This window comes from Nocardia brasiliensis, from assembly GCF_011801125.1.
In the GTDB taxonomy this organism is placed as follows: Bacteria; Actinomycetota; Actinomycetes; order Mycobacteriales; family Mycobacteriaceae; genus Nocardia; species Nocardia brasiliensis_C.
In genome coordinates, this window is sequence record NZ_CP046171.1 from 2760617 (window position 1) to 2775956 (window position 15340).

General features: G+C 69.5%; 12 protein-coding genes and 2 pseudogenes. 8 read left to right on the top strand and 6 right to left on the bottom strand.

Annotation, left to right across the window (positions count from 1 at the left end):
- Positions 1-5: 5 nt before the first annotated feature.
- The 3 genes and pseudogenes from F5X71_RS12545 to F5X71_RS36920 all read left to right on the top strand — a co-directional run.
- Complete coding sequence (locus F5X71_RS12545; RefSeq protein ID WP_167462095.1) at positions 6-962, top strand: ABC transporter permease; 957 nt, start codon at positions 6-8, stop codon at positions 960-962.
- A complete protein-coding gene (locus F5X71_RS12550; protein ID WP_167462096.1) occupies positions 959-1870 on the top strand; it encodes an ABC transporter permease in 912 nt (303 codons plus the stop codon). The genes F5X71_RS12545 and F5X71_RS12550 overlap by 4 nt, the downstream gene beginning before the upstream one ends.
- 10 nt (positions 1871-1880) lie before the next feature.
- Positions 1881-3563 (top strand): annotated as a pseudogene (locus tag F5X71_RS36920) (dipeptide ABC transporter ATP-binding protein); the annotation flags it as partial.
- Between the two features lie 1499 nt (positions 3564-5062).
- Here the strand turns inward: F5X71_RS36920 and F5X71_RS12560 are convergent.
- Genes F5X71_RS12560 through F5X71_RS12570 form a run of 3 tightly spaced genes read right to left on the bottom strand, consistent with a single transcriptional unit; the run spans position 5063 to position 7320 of the window.
- Positions 5063-5470 carry a RidA family protein gene (locus F5X71_RS12560; protein WP_167462097.1) on the bottom strand — a complete coding sequence of 136 codons (408 nt, stop codon included), beginning with the start codon at positions 5468-5470 and terminating at the stop codon, positions 5063-5065.
- Between the two features lie 7 nt (positions 5471-5477).
- Positions 5478-6248: an IclR family transcriptional regulator gene (locus F5X71_RS12565; RefSeq protein ID WP_167462098.1), complete on the bottom strand. Its 771-nt coding sequence runs from the start codon at positions 6246-6248 to the stop codon at positions 5478-5480.
- A gap of 28 nt (positions 6249-6276) precedes the next feature.
- Complete coding sequence (locus F5X71_RS12570) at positions 6277-7320, bottom strand: sugar kinase (protein WP_238815859.1); 1044 nt, start codon at positions 7318-7320, stop codon at positions 6277-6279.
- Between the two features lie 145 nt (positions 7321-7465).
- Here F5X71_RS12570 and F5X71_RS12575 point away from each other — a divergent pair, with 145 nt between their 5' ends.
- The 4 genes from F5X71_RS12575 to F5X71_RS12590 are packed head-to-tail and all read left to right on the top strand — an operon-like array spanning position 7466 to position 12492.
- Positions 7466-8761, top strand: a complete 1296-nt coding sequence (locus F5X71_RS12575; RefSeq protein WP_428981469.1) for an amino acid deaminase — start codon at positions 7466-7468, stop codon at positions 8759-8761.
- 13 nt (positions 8762-8774) lie between these two features.
- Positions 8775-10388, top strand: coding sequence for an N-acyl-D-amino-acid deacylase family protein (locus F5X71_RS12580; RefSeq protein ID WP_167462100.1), 1614 nt, complete (start codon positions 8775-8777; stop codon positions 10386-10388).
- Positions 10388-11017, top strand: coding sequence for a bifunctional 4-hydroxy-2-oxoglutarate aldolase/2-dehydro-3-deoxy-phosphogluconate aldolase (locus tag F5X71_RS12585; protein ID WP_167462101.1), 630 nt, complete (start codon positions 10388-10390; stop codon positions 11015-11017). Before F5X71_RS12580 ends, F5X71_RS12585 begins: the two co-directional genes overlap by 1 nt.
- An 11-nt stretch (positions 11018-11028) precedes the next feature.
- The gene (locus F5X71_RS12590; RefSeq protein ID WP_167462102.1) at positions 11029-12492 is read left to right on the top strand and encodes a GntP family permease; all 1464 of its coding nucleotides are present in this window, start codon (positions 11029-11031) and stop codon (positions 12490-12492) included.
- Here the strand turns inward: F5X71_RS12590 and F5X71_RS12595 are convergent.
- The 3 genes from F5X71_RS12595 to F5X71_RS12605 form a co-directional block, all read right to left on the bottom strand.
- Positions 12485-12700 (bottom strand): hypothetical protein, encoded by a 216-nt coding sequence (locus tag F5X71_RS12595; protein ID WP_167462103.1) that lies wholly within the window; start codon positions 12698-12700, stop codon positions 12485-12487. The genes F5X71_RS12590 and F5X71_RS12595 overlap by 8 nt on opposite strands.
- Before the next feature lie 87 nt (positions 12701-12787).
- Complete coding sequence (locus F5X71_RS12600) at positions 12788-13753, bottom strand: helix-turn-helix transcriptional regulator (RefSeq protein ID WP_167462104.1); 966 nt, start codon at positions 13751-13753, stop codon at positions 12788-12790.
- A gap of 45 nt (positions 13754-13798) precedes the next feature.
- Positions 13799-14782, bottom strand: coding sequence for a helix-turn-helix transcriptional regulator (locus F5X71_RS12605; protein WP_167462105.1), 984 nt, complete (start codon positions 14780-14782; stop codon positions 13799-13801).
- Positions 14783-14845: 63 nt separating this feature from the next.
- Here F5X71_RS12605 and F5X71_RS12610 point away from each other — a divergent pair.
- Positions 14846-15339, top strand: a pseudogene (locus F5X71_RS12610) (pyridoxamine 5'-phosphate oxidase family protein).
- Position 15340 lies beyond the last annotated feature (1 nt).

A 15340-nucleotide genomic window follows, 5' to 3' on the forward strand; every position in this document is an offset into this window, starting at 1 on the left:
AACCCATGCTGCAGTACGTTTTCCATCGGCTATGGCAGTCGGCCGTCACGCTGGTGCTGGCCTCGATGGTGGTCTTCGCCGGTGTGCGGGCGTTACCCGGCGACCCGGCGACCACGATGGCGGGCGAGGACGCGAACCCGGAGGCCATCGCCGCCGTGCGCGCCGATCTCGGCTTGGACAACTCGATCCTCGTGCAGTACTTCGAGTTCGTGAAGCATTCGGCCACCGGTGATTTCGGTCGCTCGATCCGCACCGGCACCCCCGTGCGCGACATGATCGGCACGACGCTTCCGGTGACCTTCCAGCTGGCCGTCTACGCCATGCTCATCGCGGTGCTGGCCGGCGTGATCGGTGGTGTGATCGCCGCGGTGTATCGCGGCCGCTGGCCGGAGTGGGCGGCCAACGGCTTCTCTCTGCTCGCACTGTCTGTGCCCACCTTCTGGGTCGGCATCCTCGCGGTGCTGTATCTGTCGGTGCGGCTGAACTGGTTCCCGGCTTCGGGATACGTTTCGCCGCTGGAACATCCGCTACGCGGCATCTACTTCTTGACCCTGCCCGCGCTGATCCTGGGCCTCGCGCACGCGGCGGTGGTGCAGCGCCAGACCCGTTCGTCGATGGTGGAGACGCTCACCGCCGACTTCGTGCGTACGGCGCGAGCGAAGGGCCTCGGGCGCGGCGCGGTGATCTTCCGCTTCGGGCTGCGCAACAGCCTGATCGTGGTCACCACCATCGTCGGCCTGCAGTTGGGCGGGCTCATCGCGGGCGCGGTGGTCACCGAGCGCATCTTCAGCCTGCCCGGCATGGGCAAGCTGACCCTGGACTCGGTATTCACCCGTGACTACCCGGTGATCCAGGCGGTTGTGCTGGTCATCGCCGCGGCTTACATCGTGATCAATCTGCTGGTCGACGTGCTGTACACGGTGATCGACCCCCGCGTTCGAGTGTCCGGGAGGGCGCAATGACAGTCACCGAACCCCGTCCCACCGTCACCGACACCGGGCCCGCGCCCGCCGTCGCGACGCCGCTGCTGACCGCGGTGCGTGGCCGGGTGCTGCGTCAGCTGTGGGGCAACCCGCTCGGCATGGTCGGCGCGGTCCTGCTGCTGATCGTGATCTTCGTCGGTGTGTTCGCACCGCTGCTCGCGCCGTATTCGCCCGCCGAGGTGCACTTCTCGACCCCGTTCCAGCAGCCGGGCACCGTCGGATTCGCTTTGGGCACCGACGATCTCGGCCGCGACATCCTTTCGCGCGTGCTCTACGGCACCAGGGCCTCGCTCGAGGTCGGCGTGCTCTCCGTGCTGTGCGCGGTGGTCATCGGCGTGCCGTTCGGCCTGCTCGCCGGGTACTGGCGCGGGTTCGACATGGTGCTCTCGCGGGTCTCTGATGTGCTGCTGGCGTTCCCGTTCGTGATCCTGGCGGTGGGACTGACCGCCATCAACGGCGGTGGACTCACCGACGCGGCGATCGCGCTCGGCATCGCGCAGGTGCCGGTGATGATGCGGGTGGTGCGCGCGGAAACGTTGCGGCTCAAGGAAACCGACTTCGTTCTCGCCGCGCAGGCGATGCACGTCGGCCCGCTGCGCATTCTCGGTCAGCACATCCTGCCCAACTCGCTGGCGCCGATCATCGTGCAGGCCACGGTGATCATGCCGACCGCGGTGCTCGGCGAGGCGATCCTGTCGTTCCTCGGGCTCGGCATCAAACCGCCCGCGCCCAGCCTGGGCATCATGCTCTCCGACGCGCAGCAGTACCTGCTGCGCACCCCGTGGCCCGGCATCTTCCCCGGTGTGGCACTGGCGATCATCTGCTTGGGATTCAACCTCTTCGGCGACGCCCTGCGGGACGCGCTCGACCCGAAGACAAGGCGCTGAGGAAGCGAAAATGACACAACCGCTATTGGAGGTCAGCGAGCTGCGCGTGGCCTTTGGGGACACCACCGCCGTGCACGGCGCGGACCTGGTCATCCAACCGGGTGAACGGGTCGCCGTGGTGGGCGCCTCCGGTTCGGGGAAATCGACACTGGCGCATGCGATCATGGGGCTGCTGCCCGGCTCGGGCCACGTCACCGGCGGTACGCTGCGCTGGCGCGGCGAGGACATCACGCACGCGGACGAGAAGCGGCTGCGCAAGCTGCGCGGCCGCGAGATCGGACTCGTCCCGCAGGACCCGATGTCGAACCTGAACCCGGTCGCGCGCGTCGGCCGCCAGGTATCGGAAACCCTGCTGGCACATCGGCTCTGCTCGCGTCGCGAGGCGCGCGGCCGGGCGATCGAACTGCTCGGCCAGGCCGGACTGCCCGAGCCCGCCCGCCGGGCCAGGCAGTACCCGCACGAGTTCTCCGGCGGCATGCGCCAGCGCGCGCTGATCGCTATCGGCCTGGCCTGCCGGCCCGACCTGCTGATCGCCGACGAACCGACCTCGGCGCTTGATGTGACCGTGCAGCGCCAGATCCTGGACCACCTGGAGAAGCTGACCCAGGAACTCGGCACCGCGCTGCTGCTGGTGACGCACGACCTCGGGTTGGCCGCCGAGCGCGCCGACCGGGTCATCGTCATGTCGGACGGGCGGATCGTCGAGACCGGCCCGGCCCGGCAGGTGCTGACCGATCCGCAGGAGCAGTACACGCAGCGATTGGTCGCGGCCGCGCCCGCGCTGATCGGACCGCGGCGCGATGAGGGCGTCACGGTCGACAGCGCGGCCGCGGACAAGGTGGCCACGAACGGTGCGGCGGCTGCGGTATCCGCCGAGAAGTCGGGTGCCGATTCCGCCGCGAAGGCCGACTACGCCAAGAGCTCTCCGATTCTGGAGGTCTCGCACATCAGCAAGGAGTACCGGATCCGCGGGCGCGGCGGCGTGCTCAAGGCGGTGGACGACGTGTCGTTCACCATCGAGCGCGGGCGGACCACGGCGATCGTCGGTGAATCGGGGTCGGGCAAGACCACGACCGCGCGGATGGTGCTCGGCCTCGTGCCGGTGAGCTCGGGCACCGTGCGCTTGGACGGCGCCGAACTGGGCGGGCTGCGCGGCGCGCGACTGCGGGCCGCGCGCCGGGCGATGCAGCCGGTGTTCCAGGACCCGTACGCCTCGCTCGACCCGATGTGGACCGTCGAGAAGCTGATCGGAGAGCCGTTGCGGGCCTTCGGCGTCGGCGATCGCACCGCACGGCGGGCCCGGGTGGCCGAGCTGCTGGAGCAGGTCGCGCTGCCCGCGGCGGTCGCGCACCGCTACCCGAACGAGCTGTCCGGCGGGCAGCGCCAGCGCGTCGCCATCGCGCGTGCGCTGGCCGTCGGGTCGCCGCTGGTCGTCTGCGACGAGGCGGTGTCCGCGCTGGATGTGCTGGTGCAGGACCAAATCCTGACTCTGCTGTCCTCCCTGCAACAGCAACTCGGCGTGAGCTATCTGTTCATCTCGCACGACCTCGCGGTGGTGCGCGCCATCGCGCACGACGTCCTGGTCATGCGGGACGGCAAGGTGGTCGAACAGGGCCCGGCCGAAAAGGTTTTCGCCACACCCTCCGACCTCTACACTCGCCAGCTCCTCGACGCCATCCCCGGCGTCAGTCTGGTCGAAGATGTCGATCTCGACGCGGTCACGACCTTGCCCGACGCGGATTCGGTCGAGGCCGCGGCCACCGCCGAAGCGGACTCGGTGACCTCGGCCGAGCCGGAAGCGGCCGTGGTCGAAGCGGATCCGGCGACGTCGGTCGAATCCGAAGCGGCCGTCGCCGGGGAGCCCGCCGTCGCGGCCGAGCCCGCCGCCGAGCTCGAGCCCACCGGGGCGTCGAGCGCGATCACCGAAAAGGTCCTCCCCGAAACCGATTCGGCCAAGGCCGCCGCCCTCGCCAAACTCGAGGAAGCGTTCGCCGAAGACATCACCACAGACGCCGCCAAGCCCGAAGAGGCCGCCGCCGAGCCCCTCTCGCCAGAGACCAGTGCGGTTATCCCAGCGTTGGCCGACACCGCGGCGGACGACCCGGCTCGCGCGACGGAAGGGGCTGCCGACGGCGGCCTGGCCACCGCGGCCGACGAACAGGACGCGGCCTCCGATGGCGACATCGCCAGCGCCGAGGCCAAGTCCGACACGGCTGTGGCCGACCCGGATTCGGCCGAGTCCGAGGCCGACGCCGTGGCCAAGGCCGAGCAAGCGGCGGACGTGGCTGTGGCCGAATCGGGTTCGTCCAAGGTTGAGCCTGGAGCTGCTGAGACCGGTGCCGCGTCGTCGGCCGATGGTGTGGCGTCGGGTGTTGGCGGGACCGCAGTGGCGGAGCCGGAGACTGTTGCTACCGAGAGTGTTTCGGTGGAGTCCGCCGGTGATGCCGATATTCGTGCAGCGGTGAAGGACGTCGCGGCGAGCGGCGAGACCGCCGACGCGGTTGCGGCCGCCGGGGTTGCGGTGCAAGCTGCTGCACCGGCGGAGGTTGAAAGCGGTACGGGGGTCGATGGTTCCGCGGCGGCTGAGGTAGCGGCTGTTGCTGCCGGTCGTGCTGCGGCTAAGAAGACCACAGGTGGGCGGGCACCGCGCAAGACGGCGGCGAAGAAGACCGCTGCGGGAACCGCGCGGAAGGCGGCCCCGGCCAAGAAGACCGCCGCGACCAAGAAGGCGGTGGCGAAGAAGGCTGCGGCAGAGCAGGCGGCCGAATCGACCACTGCGACTGAACCCGCGGCGAAGTCGACGGCTGGGCGGTCAACGGGAGCGGCGAAGAAGACCGCGGCGAAGAAGGCGCCCGCGAAGCGGACGGCGGCGAAGAAGACCGCAGCGGCCGAAGCCGATGGCGCGACCGAAGGCGCTGGTGCGACCAAGGCGGCAGGCGCGGCGAAGAAGACGGCCGCGGCGAAGAAGGCTCCCGCGGCCAAGAAGGCGGCGCCGGCGGCGAAGAAGGCCGCACCCGCCGCGAAGAAGGCCGCCTCGGCGGCGAAGAAGGCCGCGTCGAGCGCGTCCCAGAAGCCGGCTTCCGCCGGCGACCCCAAGGAGGCTGCCTCCGCCGGCAGCGGGTCGCCCACGGAAGCCTGAGGGCCGGACCGGCCCGACCTGCCGCACGAGCGGGTCGGGCCGGTCGGGTCGGCCTATTCGGTGACGATCGCGATGGCGTCGATCTCGACCAGCATTTCCGCGCGGGGGAGACCGGTGAATACGGTGGTGCGGCTGGGCAATACGTCGCCGGTGGTATTGGCGGTGACGAACTCGCCGTACGCCTCGTTCATCGCGGCGAAGTCGTCGCGGGTGGTCAGGTAGACGCGCAGCATCACCACGTCATCGAACGTCGCACCGCTCGCGTCGATGATCGCCTTCACGTTCTGCAGGGTCCGGATCGTCTGTGCCGCAACGTCGCCGGGGAACAGGTACTCGTTGGTGACGGGGTCCACCGGACCCTGCCCAGAGACCTGCACGAACGGCCCCTTGCGCACGCCCTGGGAGAAGGTGTGCGCGGGCGCGGGCGCGTCGGTGGTGCGGACGGCGATCTTTTCACTCATGGAACAGCTAGCCTTTCGTTGCGGTGGGGGTGCGGCTGGGTGCCCAGCCGAGTTCGGCGGAGATGGCGTCGGCCGCCGCGCGCACGCGCGGCAGCTCGGCCAGTACCTGGTCGTGGTCGAGCAGCATGTCCGGCACCGACATCGAGACCGCGGCGACGACCGCGCCGGTGCCGTTGCGCACGGGGACGCCGATGCAGTTGACGAAGCTCTCGTGTTCTTCGTGGTCTTCCGCATAGCCCAGTGCGGCAACCTTTTCCAGCTCCATCAGGTAGCGCTCCGGGGTGCGGATGGTGCGTTCGGTGAACGGGTGGTAGTCGAGTTTCTCCGCGATCGCCCGCCATTCGGCGCGGGGCAGCGCGGAGATGAGCACCTTGCCGACGGCGGTGCAGTGCAGCGGCGCGGGTCTGCCGACCCTGGAGTACATCCGCACGCTCTGGGTGGCGTCGAGCTTGTCGATGTAGACGACCTCACCGGATTCGTAGGTGGCGAGGTGAATGGTCTGTTTGGTGTCGGCGTTCAACGCGCTCAGGTGTGGGCGCGCCAGGGTACGCACGTCGCGCTGTTCCAAAGTGCGGTTGGCGAGTTCGAACAGCCGCGACCCCAGCATGTAGCGGTGCTGGCTGTCGTGGGTGACGAAGCGCTGCGCCTCCATCGTCTGGAGCAGCCGCAGTACGGTCGACTTGTGCACGCCGAGCTGGGTGGCCAGTTGGTCCAGCGACCGCGAATCCTCGCCGAGCGCAACCAGAATGGTCAAGGCACGCGACAAACTCTGACTCATGACGACGTCTCACTGACTGTTGGGTGGTTCATGAGGCCACATTCTCGATGACGGTGTCGTTGTAATGCAGTTCGGCCCAAGCTTTTTCGTCCAGGTCGGCGAGCCGCTCCAGAACCGAGGGATGGGGCAGTTCGGCGCCGTCGCCGGTGCCGGTGAGCGCGGCGGCGGCGCACAGGTGCCCGAAGCGCAGCCGCTGCCGCAGCGGCCTGCCGTGCAGCAGTGCGGCGAGGTAGCCGCCCGCGAACGCGTCGCCCGCGCCGATCCGCTCGGTGACCTCCAGACCGAGCGCGGGTACCTCCACCCGTTCGGCGCCGGCGAAACCGGTGACGGTGTGCTCGTCGTTCTTGACGATGAGCTGCGCGGGTTCCGGGAACAGGGCGCGCAGCGCGTCGGGATCTCCGGTGCCGAACACCGCGGCGGCCTCGTCGGCGCCGAGGAACACCACGTCGCTACCGCGCACGTGCCGCGCGAGCACCTGTGCGGACACGTCGAGTCGCTGCGCCCACAGCGCGGGCCGGAAATTCAGATCGAAGCTCACCAGCCGGTCGTCGCGGGGGAGGGCGAGCAGCGCCTCGGTGAGCGCGGTCGTCGAATCGGACAGCGCCGTGGTGATCCCGGTGAAGTGCACGAGATCGCAGTGGGCGAGCAGGCCCGCCGCCGCGGTCGCGTCGAGGTCGGCGGGCGACATCGCGCTGGCCGCCGAGCCGGTGCGGTAGTACAGCATGCGGCTGGCGCGTTCGGCGAGGTCGGTGGCTTTGCCCGAACCGCTGCCGCGTTCCTTCACGTATACCGCGGTCGGCCGGGTCGGATCGGTGACGACCGCCGAGGTGTCGACGCCCCGGGCCGCGAGATGGGTGATGAGGTATCGGCCGAAGCCGTCGCTGCCGATCCGCGACAGCCAGGCGGTGTCCACTCCGAGCTGCGGCAGCACGGTAGCCACGTTCGCTTCGGCACCGCCCGCGGTCCGCTCGAAGGTGTCCGACTCTTCCAGCGGACCCGGCTGTGCCACCAGCACAGCGAGTCCCTCGCCGACGGTCACCGCTCGTGGGCGGGTCGACGTAGGCCACGTCACACCGATCTCCTTCCTGTGCTTGCGGCCAGAGGCCATCCCGTGCAGAATAACCACACGAAACACGATGCGCAACAATCATTGCAAAATATGCAATAGCAATAAGCTATGTAGATGGACGCGGGAATGCGCGGGAAGGAATGCCGTGGTGATCGACGACGACGTCGTAGCAGCACTCGGAGACCGGAGGCTCGGTCCCGAGCACAAAGGGCTGCCGCCCGCCGCCTGGGGGCGCACCGCGCGCGAATTCCTCGCCACCGCACCGACACTCGCGCAGTTCGAGACGCCGGTGCTGACCATCGATCGGTCGGCGGTCGAGGCGAACGTCGCCCTGATGGCCGATTGGGCCGGTGCCGCCGGTGTGCGACTGGCGCCGCACGGTAAGACGACGATGGCGCCGCAGCTGTGGGCGCAGCAGCTGGCCGCGGGCTGCTGGGGCATCACCCTGGCCACCGTCTGGCAGGTGCAGCTCGCCCGCTCCTTCAAGGTGCGCCGGATCCTGCTGGCCAACACCCTGGTCGATCCGGTCGGATTGCACTGGGTGGCCGAGGAATTGGCGAACGACCCGGAATTCGAGTTCGTCTGTTGGGCCGACAGCGTCGAGACGGTCGAGCTGATGGACCGGCAGCTGAGCACCGCGCCCGGTACGGCGCGGGTGCGGGTGCTGGTGGAACTCGGTGGGCCGCATGGCCGTACCGGTGCGCGCACGGTCGAGCAGGCGCACGCGATCGCGGCGGCCATCTCCGGCGCGCGGCGGCTGACGCTGGGCGGCGTCGGTGGCTACGAGGGCGCGCTAGCGCACGATCGCACCCCCGAGGCGGTGGACACGGTGCGGCACTATCTGGACGAGCTCGCCCGCCTGCACCGCGAAATCGCGGCAGCGGGCGGCTATCCGGGTGCGGCCATCATCACCGCGGGTGGCAGTGCCTATCCCGATCTGGTGGTGCAGCAGCTGGCCGAAGTGGCCGACGAGCAAGGCACGCAAGGCGTTCCGACCACCATCGTGCTGCGTTCGGGCGCGTACATCATCCACGACGACGGCTTCTACGCCGGTATCTCTCCGCTGGCCGCGGCGCGCACCGACAAGCCGCTGCGCTCGGCCATGCACGGCTGGGCGCGCACCATCTCACGGCCGGAGCCGGGCCTGGCGCTGCTGGACGCGGGCAAGCGCGATCTGCCCTTCGATGAGGGTCTTCCGGTCCCGCAACGGGTTGCGGGACCGGAAGATACGCCGGTCGATCCGGCGGCACGGACCTCGGCGCTCAACGACCAGCACCTGTTCCTGCGCCTGCCCGAGGGCGCCGACCTGCCGATCGGCGCGGTCGTGCGGTTCGGTCTCTCGCACCCGTGCACCGCGTTCGACAAGTGGCGCCTCATCCCGGTGATCGATGACGCCGACGCCGGGGCGCCGCGCGTGGTCGATCTCCTGCACACCTTCTTCTGACGAGCCGGACACCATGACGGACATAGTTTTTCGCGAGATCGACATCATCGACGGCACCGGCGGGCCGCGCTTCCGTGGCGACGTGCGCGTCGCGAACGGTCGCATCGCTCAGATCACCGCGCCCGGCGCGTTCGCCGCGGCCGACCGGGTCGTCGAGACCGGGCCGGGGGCGGTGCTGTGCCCCGGATTCATCGATATGCACGCGCACTCGGATCTGCATCTGCTCACCGAGCCGGCGCATTTCCCGAAGATCAGCCAGGGCGTGACCACCGAGGTGATCGGCCAGGACGGGCTATCCTACGCCCCGATCGACGACGCCACCCTCGATGCGGTGCGCCGTCAGATCGCCGGGTGGAACGGCAATCCCGCGGACTTCGACTTCTCCTGGCGCAGCGTGGCCGAGTATCTGGACCGGCTCGACCGCGGCATCACGCCCAACGCCGCCTACCTCGTGCCGCAGGGCACGCTGCGCCTGCTGGTGGTCGGCGCGGAGCAACGCGCCGCGACCGAGGACGAGATCCGGCGCATGCGCGAACTGCTCGCCCAGGGCCTCGCCGAGGGCGCGGTCGGCATGTCGAGCGGGCTCACCTACACGCCCGGAATGTATGCCGACACCGGCGAATTGGCCGCGCTGTGCGAGGTGGTCGCGGAGTTCGGCGGTTTCTACGCCCCGCACACCCGCTCCTACGGCGCGGGCGCGCTCGAGGCGTACGCGGAGATGATCGAGCTCGCCCGACGCACCGGCTGCGCGCTGCACCTCACCCATGCCACGATGAATTTCCACGTGAACCGGGGCCGCGCACCGGAGTTCCTGGCGCTGATCGATGCGGCAAGGGCCGACGGCTGCGATATCACCTTGGACACCTATCCCTACTTGCCCGGCGCCACCACGCTTTCCGCGCTGCTGCCGAGCTGGGCGATGTCGGGCGGTCCGGACGCGGCGCTGGCCCGGCTCGCGGACCCCGCGACCCGGGCGCGCATCGCCCTCGACGTCGACGTGCACGGGTCCGACGGCTGTCACGGCGTGACCGTGGAATGGGACACCATCCAGATCAGCGGTGTCGGCAATGCGGAGCTCGACGAGTACGTCGGCAAGCGAATCGACGAGATCGCCGCCGAGCGCGCGATGGCGCCGGTCGAGGTGTTCTTCGAACTGCTGCAACGTGATCAACTCGCGACCGGCATTCTGCAGCACGTCGGGCACGAGGAGAACGTGCGCGCGATCATGGTGCATCCCGGGCACATGGGCGGCAGCGACGCACTGCTCGCGCCGGCTCGGCCGCACCCGAGGGCCTGGGGTACCTTCCCGCGCTATCTCGGGCGGTATGTGCGCGAACTCGGGGTGCTCGGGTTGGAGGACTGCGTGCACCACCTGACCGGCCGTCCCGCGCAACGGCTCCGGCTGCGCGACCGCGGCCTCGTGGCCACCGGGTACGCCGCCGATCTCGTCGTGTTCGATCCGGCCGCGGTGATCGACACCGCGACCTTCGACGATCCCAAACAACAGGCGCGCGGCATCACGCACGTCCTCGTCAACGGGCGCTTCGCCATCGACGACGGCGCGCCGACCGGCACGCTCGCCGGGCGGGCGCTGCGCATGGACGCCGCGCGAAAGGAGACAGTGTGATGAGCCCGAGCAGTACCGCCATGGCGGCCATTCGCGCCGATCGGGTGCTGAGTGTGGTTCGCGCGCCGGAGATTCCCGATCCGGTGGCGCTGGCCGAGGCGCTGGCCTCCTCCGGGATCCGGGCCCTGGAGCTCACCTTCACCACGCCGGGCGTGCTCGGCTACCTCTCGACCGCCAGGGCCGCCGCGGCCGCGGTGCTGGGTGTCGGCACGGTGCTCACCGGCGAACAGGCCAAGGCCGCGATCGACAGCGGCGCACAGTTCTTGGTCACGCCCGGTCTGCGCACGGAGGTCGCCGAGGTGGCCGCCCAGCACGACATCCCGGTGGTGATGGGCGCTTTCACGCCGAGCGAGGTGCTCACCGCGCTCGATCTCGGCGCGGCCGCGGTGAAGATCTTCCCGGCACGGGCCCTCGGGCCCGGCTACCTGAAGGACCTGCGTGGTCCGTTTCCAGATGTTGCGCTCATCCCGTCGGGTGGCGTCAACGCGGGCAACGCCGCTGAATTCCTGGCCGCGGGCGCACTAGCCGTCACGGCAGGTACCGACGTCGTTGCCCCCTCCGATGTCGCGGCGGGACGGTGGACCGAAATCGCCGACCGCGCGGCCTCGTTCGTTCGATCCATGAATTGAGAGGTCTACCCATGGGCGCTGTAGATTGGCTGCGCACCAGTACCCCAGGGCTGCTCGTGCTCTGCGGGCTCGCGATCGCAGTGCTGCTGTTCGCCATCATCAAGGTGAAGCTGGAGCCGTTCATCGCGCTGCTGCTCACCGGGCTCGGGCTGGCGCTGGCCGCCGGCCTGCCGGTGTCGAAGATCGTCGGCACGGCGATCAAAGCCGGTGATTCGTTGCTGGAGACCGGCTTCGGCGGCATCCTCGGGCATATCGCCGTGATCATCGGCCTCGGCACGGTGCTCGGCGCGATCCTGGAGCGATCCGGTGGCGCCGATGTGCTCACCGGCAAGCTGCTGAACCTGTTCGGCGAGAAGGGCGCACCGTTCGCGATGGGTCTGCTCGGGCTCATCTTCGGCATCCCGGTGTTCTTCGACATCGGCATCTTCGTGCTGGCGCCGCTGATCTACGTCGCGGCCAAGCGCGGCGGGCGTTCGCTGGTGCTCTACGCGATGCCGATGCTGGCCGGCCTGTCGATGACGCACGCGTTCCTGCCGCCGCACCCGGGTCCGGTGGCGCTCGGCGGCCTGCTCGGGGTTAGCCTCGGCTGGCTGATCCTGATGGGATTCGTCTGTGGCATACCGGGTTTCGTCGCCGCGGGTATCGTCTGGGGTAGCTACATCGGCAAGCGCGTGCGGGTCGAGGTGCCGGACGAGTTCCTGGTCGTCAAGGACAAGGAAGCCGCTCCCGATGAGGGGGAGCGGGTTTCCGACGGCACCGGCGGCGGCACCGGCACGGTCACCAGGACCGTGACGACGACGCCGCCGTCGGTGGGGCTGATCGGCGCGATCATCGCCATCCCGCTGGTGCTGATCCTGGGCGCTACCTTCGGTACCCAACTGCTGGACAAGGATTCGCAGCTGCTGCAGGTGCTGACCTTCTTCGGCACACCGGCGGTCGCGCTGCTGATCGCGGTGCTCGTCGCGTTCTATGTGCTCGGCGTGCGCCGTGGGTCCACGGTGCAGGAACTCAGCGCGCTCACCGCCGAATCGCTGCGGCCGGTCGGCATGCTGCTGCTGGTGGTCGGCGCGGGCGCGTTCTTCGGAAAGGTCATCTCCGCCACCGGAATCGGCACCGCGCTGGCCGACACCATGTCCGCGGCCGGACTGCCGGTGATCGTGCTCGCCTACATCATCAGCTGTGGGCTGCGCATCGCGCAGGGCTCGGCGACCGTGGCCATCGTGACCACCGGCGGCATCGTCGCGCCCCTGGTGACCGATCACGGCTACTCGCAGATGTCGATCGCGCTGATCGCCATGGCGATCGCGGCGGGCTCGATCATCCTCAGCCACGTCAACGACGGCGGGTTCTGGATCATCGCGAAGTTCTTCAACCTGACCGTCAAGCAGACGCTGCAGACCTGGACCGTCCTCGAAACCATCCTCTCGGTGGTGAGTTTCGCGGTCGCTGCGGTCCTGTTCGCCATCGTCAGCTGAGCAACAGCGCGCGGACCATGCGGTCCACCACCTGATGCGCATCGAACCCCGTTGCGGGGCCGGCCAGCTGGTGAAGCACCACGCCGTCGAGATAGTCGACGAGCAGCTTCGCCACGACCGGCCCCGCAACGGGGTGTGTGAGCATGGTGCGAATCCACTCGGTGAGCCGTTCGTGTCCGCGCTGTACCGAGCGCTGCACGGCGGGCATGGTCTGCGCCTCCAGGAACCTGGCGCTGCGGCTGACGCCGGCCGCGGTGCAGACGAAATCGCCGGCCCAGGTGCTCGATTGGACCTGCTAACCGGGGAACTCGCGGAGCGCGTCGACGCAGCGCGCGGCCTGGGCCCGCAGCGCGGCGACCAGTTCCGGTGGGCCGCTGAGCAGTGTGAAGTCGAGATTGTTCGAGGTGATCATCCAGACCAGGTCGGCAGGCGTTTCGGCGCCGACGAGCAGGCGGCAGGAACCCTCGTCCACCGGTTCGAGCACCCCCATGCCCGGCCAGATCCGTTCGGCGGCGGCGGCCGCCGGGACCGGCAGCAGTACCGTTGCCAGGTAGGGCCAGGAGTTCGCCGACAGCTGCCGCGAAAGATACTCGGCCACACCGCCTTCCGGCGGCTCGCGGGGAGTGAACCTGGGTCCGGTCGGGATCCGAGGGGTGAGACGGTCGGCACGGAAGGTACGCCAGTCGGCGCGGTCGAGGTCCCACGCGACGAGATACCAGCGGCGGCTGAAATTGACCAGGCTGTGCGGTTGCACCGTGCGGATCGTCGAGGTGCCGTCGTGCGCGCGATAGTCGAAGCGCAGGCATTCGTGGCGTTGGCAGGCCTCCGCGACCGCGAGCAGGGTTTCCGGTCGCGCCGCCGCACCGGGCGTGCCGACCCGCACGGTGGCCGCGCGCAGGGTGCGCACCCGATGCCGAAGTCGCGGCGGCAGCACCTGTTCCAGCTTGGTGAGCGCGCGCAGCGAGGATTCCTCGGTGCCCGCCACGGTCCCGTCCGAGGCGCTGCGCAGCCCCACCGCCACCGCCACCGCTTCCTCGTCGTCGAGCAGCAGCGGCGGTAGCGCCGCGCCCGCCCCGAGCCGATAGCCGCCGGTGCCCTGCGTCGCGTCCACGGGATAGCCGAGCGTCCGTAGCCGGTCTACGTCGCGCCGCACCGTGCGCCCGGTGACCCCGAGCCGTTCGGCGAGCTCGGCTCCGGTCCACTCGCGGTGCGTCTGCAACAGGGCGAGCAGCCGCAACAAGCGTGCCGATGTCTCCAGCATCTTTCTACTCTGCCCGCTGCTTAGGAACGTTGCCGTCCTAACAGGTCACCCGTTCGCGCTGCCGGACTGGTAGCGGGCGTGCATGCGGGCGGCGGTCTCGGCCAGCCGGGCCCGCAGGTCGGGCGGCTCGAGCACCTCGATGTGCTCGCCGAGCGGCAGGATGGCGTGGGCGAGCACGTCCCAGGCTTCCGAAGCCAGGGTGAGCTCCACCCAGCCATCGGAATCGGGTTCGGTCGCCGAGGCCAATGCCTCGGCGACCGCGGCGGGTTCGTGCCACAGGCGCAGCAGACGCAGGTGGGTCGCGGCGACCCGGCAGCGGGAGCGGACCCGCAGCATCGACCGCGCGAAATCCGCCGCGGCCGCGGCCCAGTGCGCGGCCAGATCGAAATCGACCGGCCGGGTGAATGTTTCGCCGTTCGGCTCGGCCGAGACGATCCGGCTCACCCGATAGGAGCGCACGGCGCTGCCCTCACGGGCGACGAGATACCAGGTGCCCGCCTTCATCACCAGGCCGAGCGGGTCGAGCACGCGATCGACCACCTTGTCCTTGCGACCGTAGCGCAGGTGCAGGCGGCGATCGTGCCAGAGCGCGTCGGCGACGGTGTTGAGCGCCGGCGTCTCGTCGGGGCGGCGGAACCAGCCCGGCGCGTCGAGGTGGATCCGCTCCGCGATTCTGGTCGCGCGCCCGCGCAATTCGGGCGGCAGTGCGGCGAGCACCTTGAGCTGCGCGGTCGCGAGCACCGTGCCGAGGCCCAGATCGGCTGCCGCGCCGGGTAATCCGGTGAGCAGCACCGCGTCGGCCTCATCGGTGGTCAACCCGGTGAGCCGGGTGCGATAGCCGTCGACCAGTTGTACGCCACCCGCTCGGCCCGGCTCGCTGTACACCGGCACACCCGCGGCGGACAGTGCCTCGATATCGCGGTACACCGTGCGCACCGATACTTCCAGCTCCTGCGCCAGCTCCCCGGCGGTCGATCGCCCCCTGGTCTGCAACAACAACAGCAGTTGCACCAATCGGCTCGCTCGCATGATCATGAGACTAGCCGGAAAACCTGACAGAAGATGACAAGAATTCGCCGTACCGTCGAGCGCATGACCACATGGAGGGAATTCGCCGAAGAAGCGCCGCGCATCGCCGAAGTCTTCGTGCGCAGACACACCGCGCGACCGGCAACCTGTGCATGCTGGGCACCCTGCGCTCGGACGGGTTCCCGCGGATCAGCCCGGTGGAACCGCGGTTGTTCGAGGACATGCTGGTGATCTCGGGGATGCCCGGCACCACGAAATTCCGTGATCTGGCGCGAGACCCGCGGTTCTGCCTGCACACCGCAACGGTCGACCCTCAGGTGAGCGACGGCGACGCCAAACTGTTCGGCACGGTTGTCGATCTCCCCGACAAGGGGTTGCACGAGCGGTTCGCCCAGCACCTGTTCGACGCGTCCGGTTTCGACATTCGCGGACGGGAGTTCGACCACTTCTACATTGCCGAGCTGAGCGTTGCGTCCACCGTCGAGGTGATCGATGACCACCTGGAGATCACGATCTGGCGGCCGGGGCAGGGGGAACGGGTGGTGCGCAAACACTAGG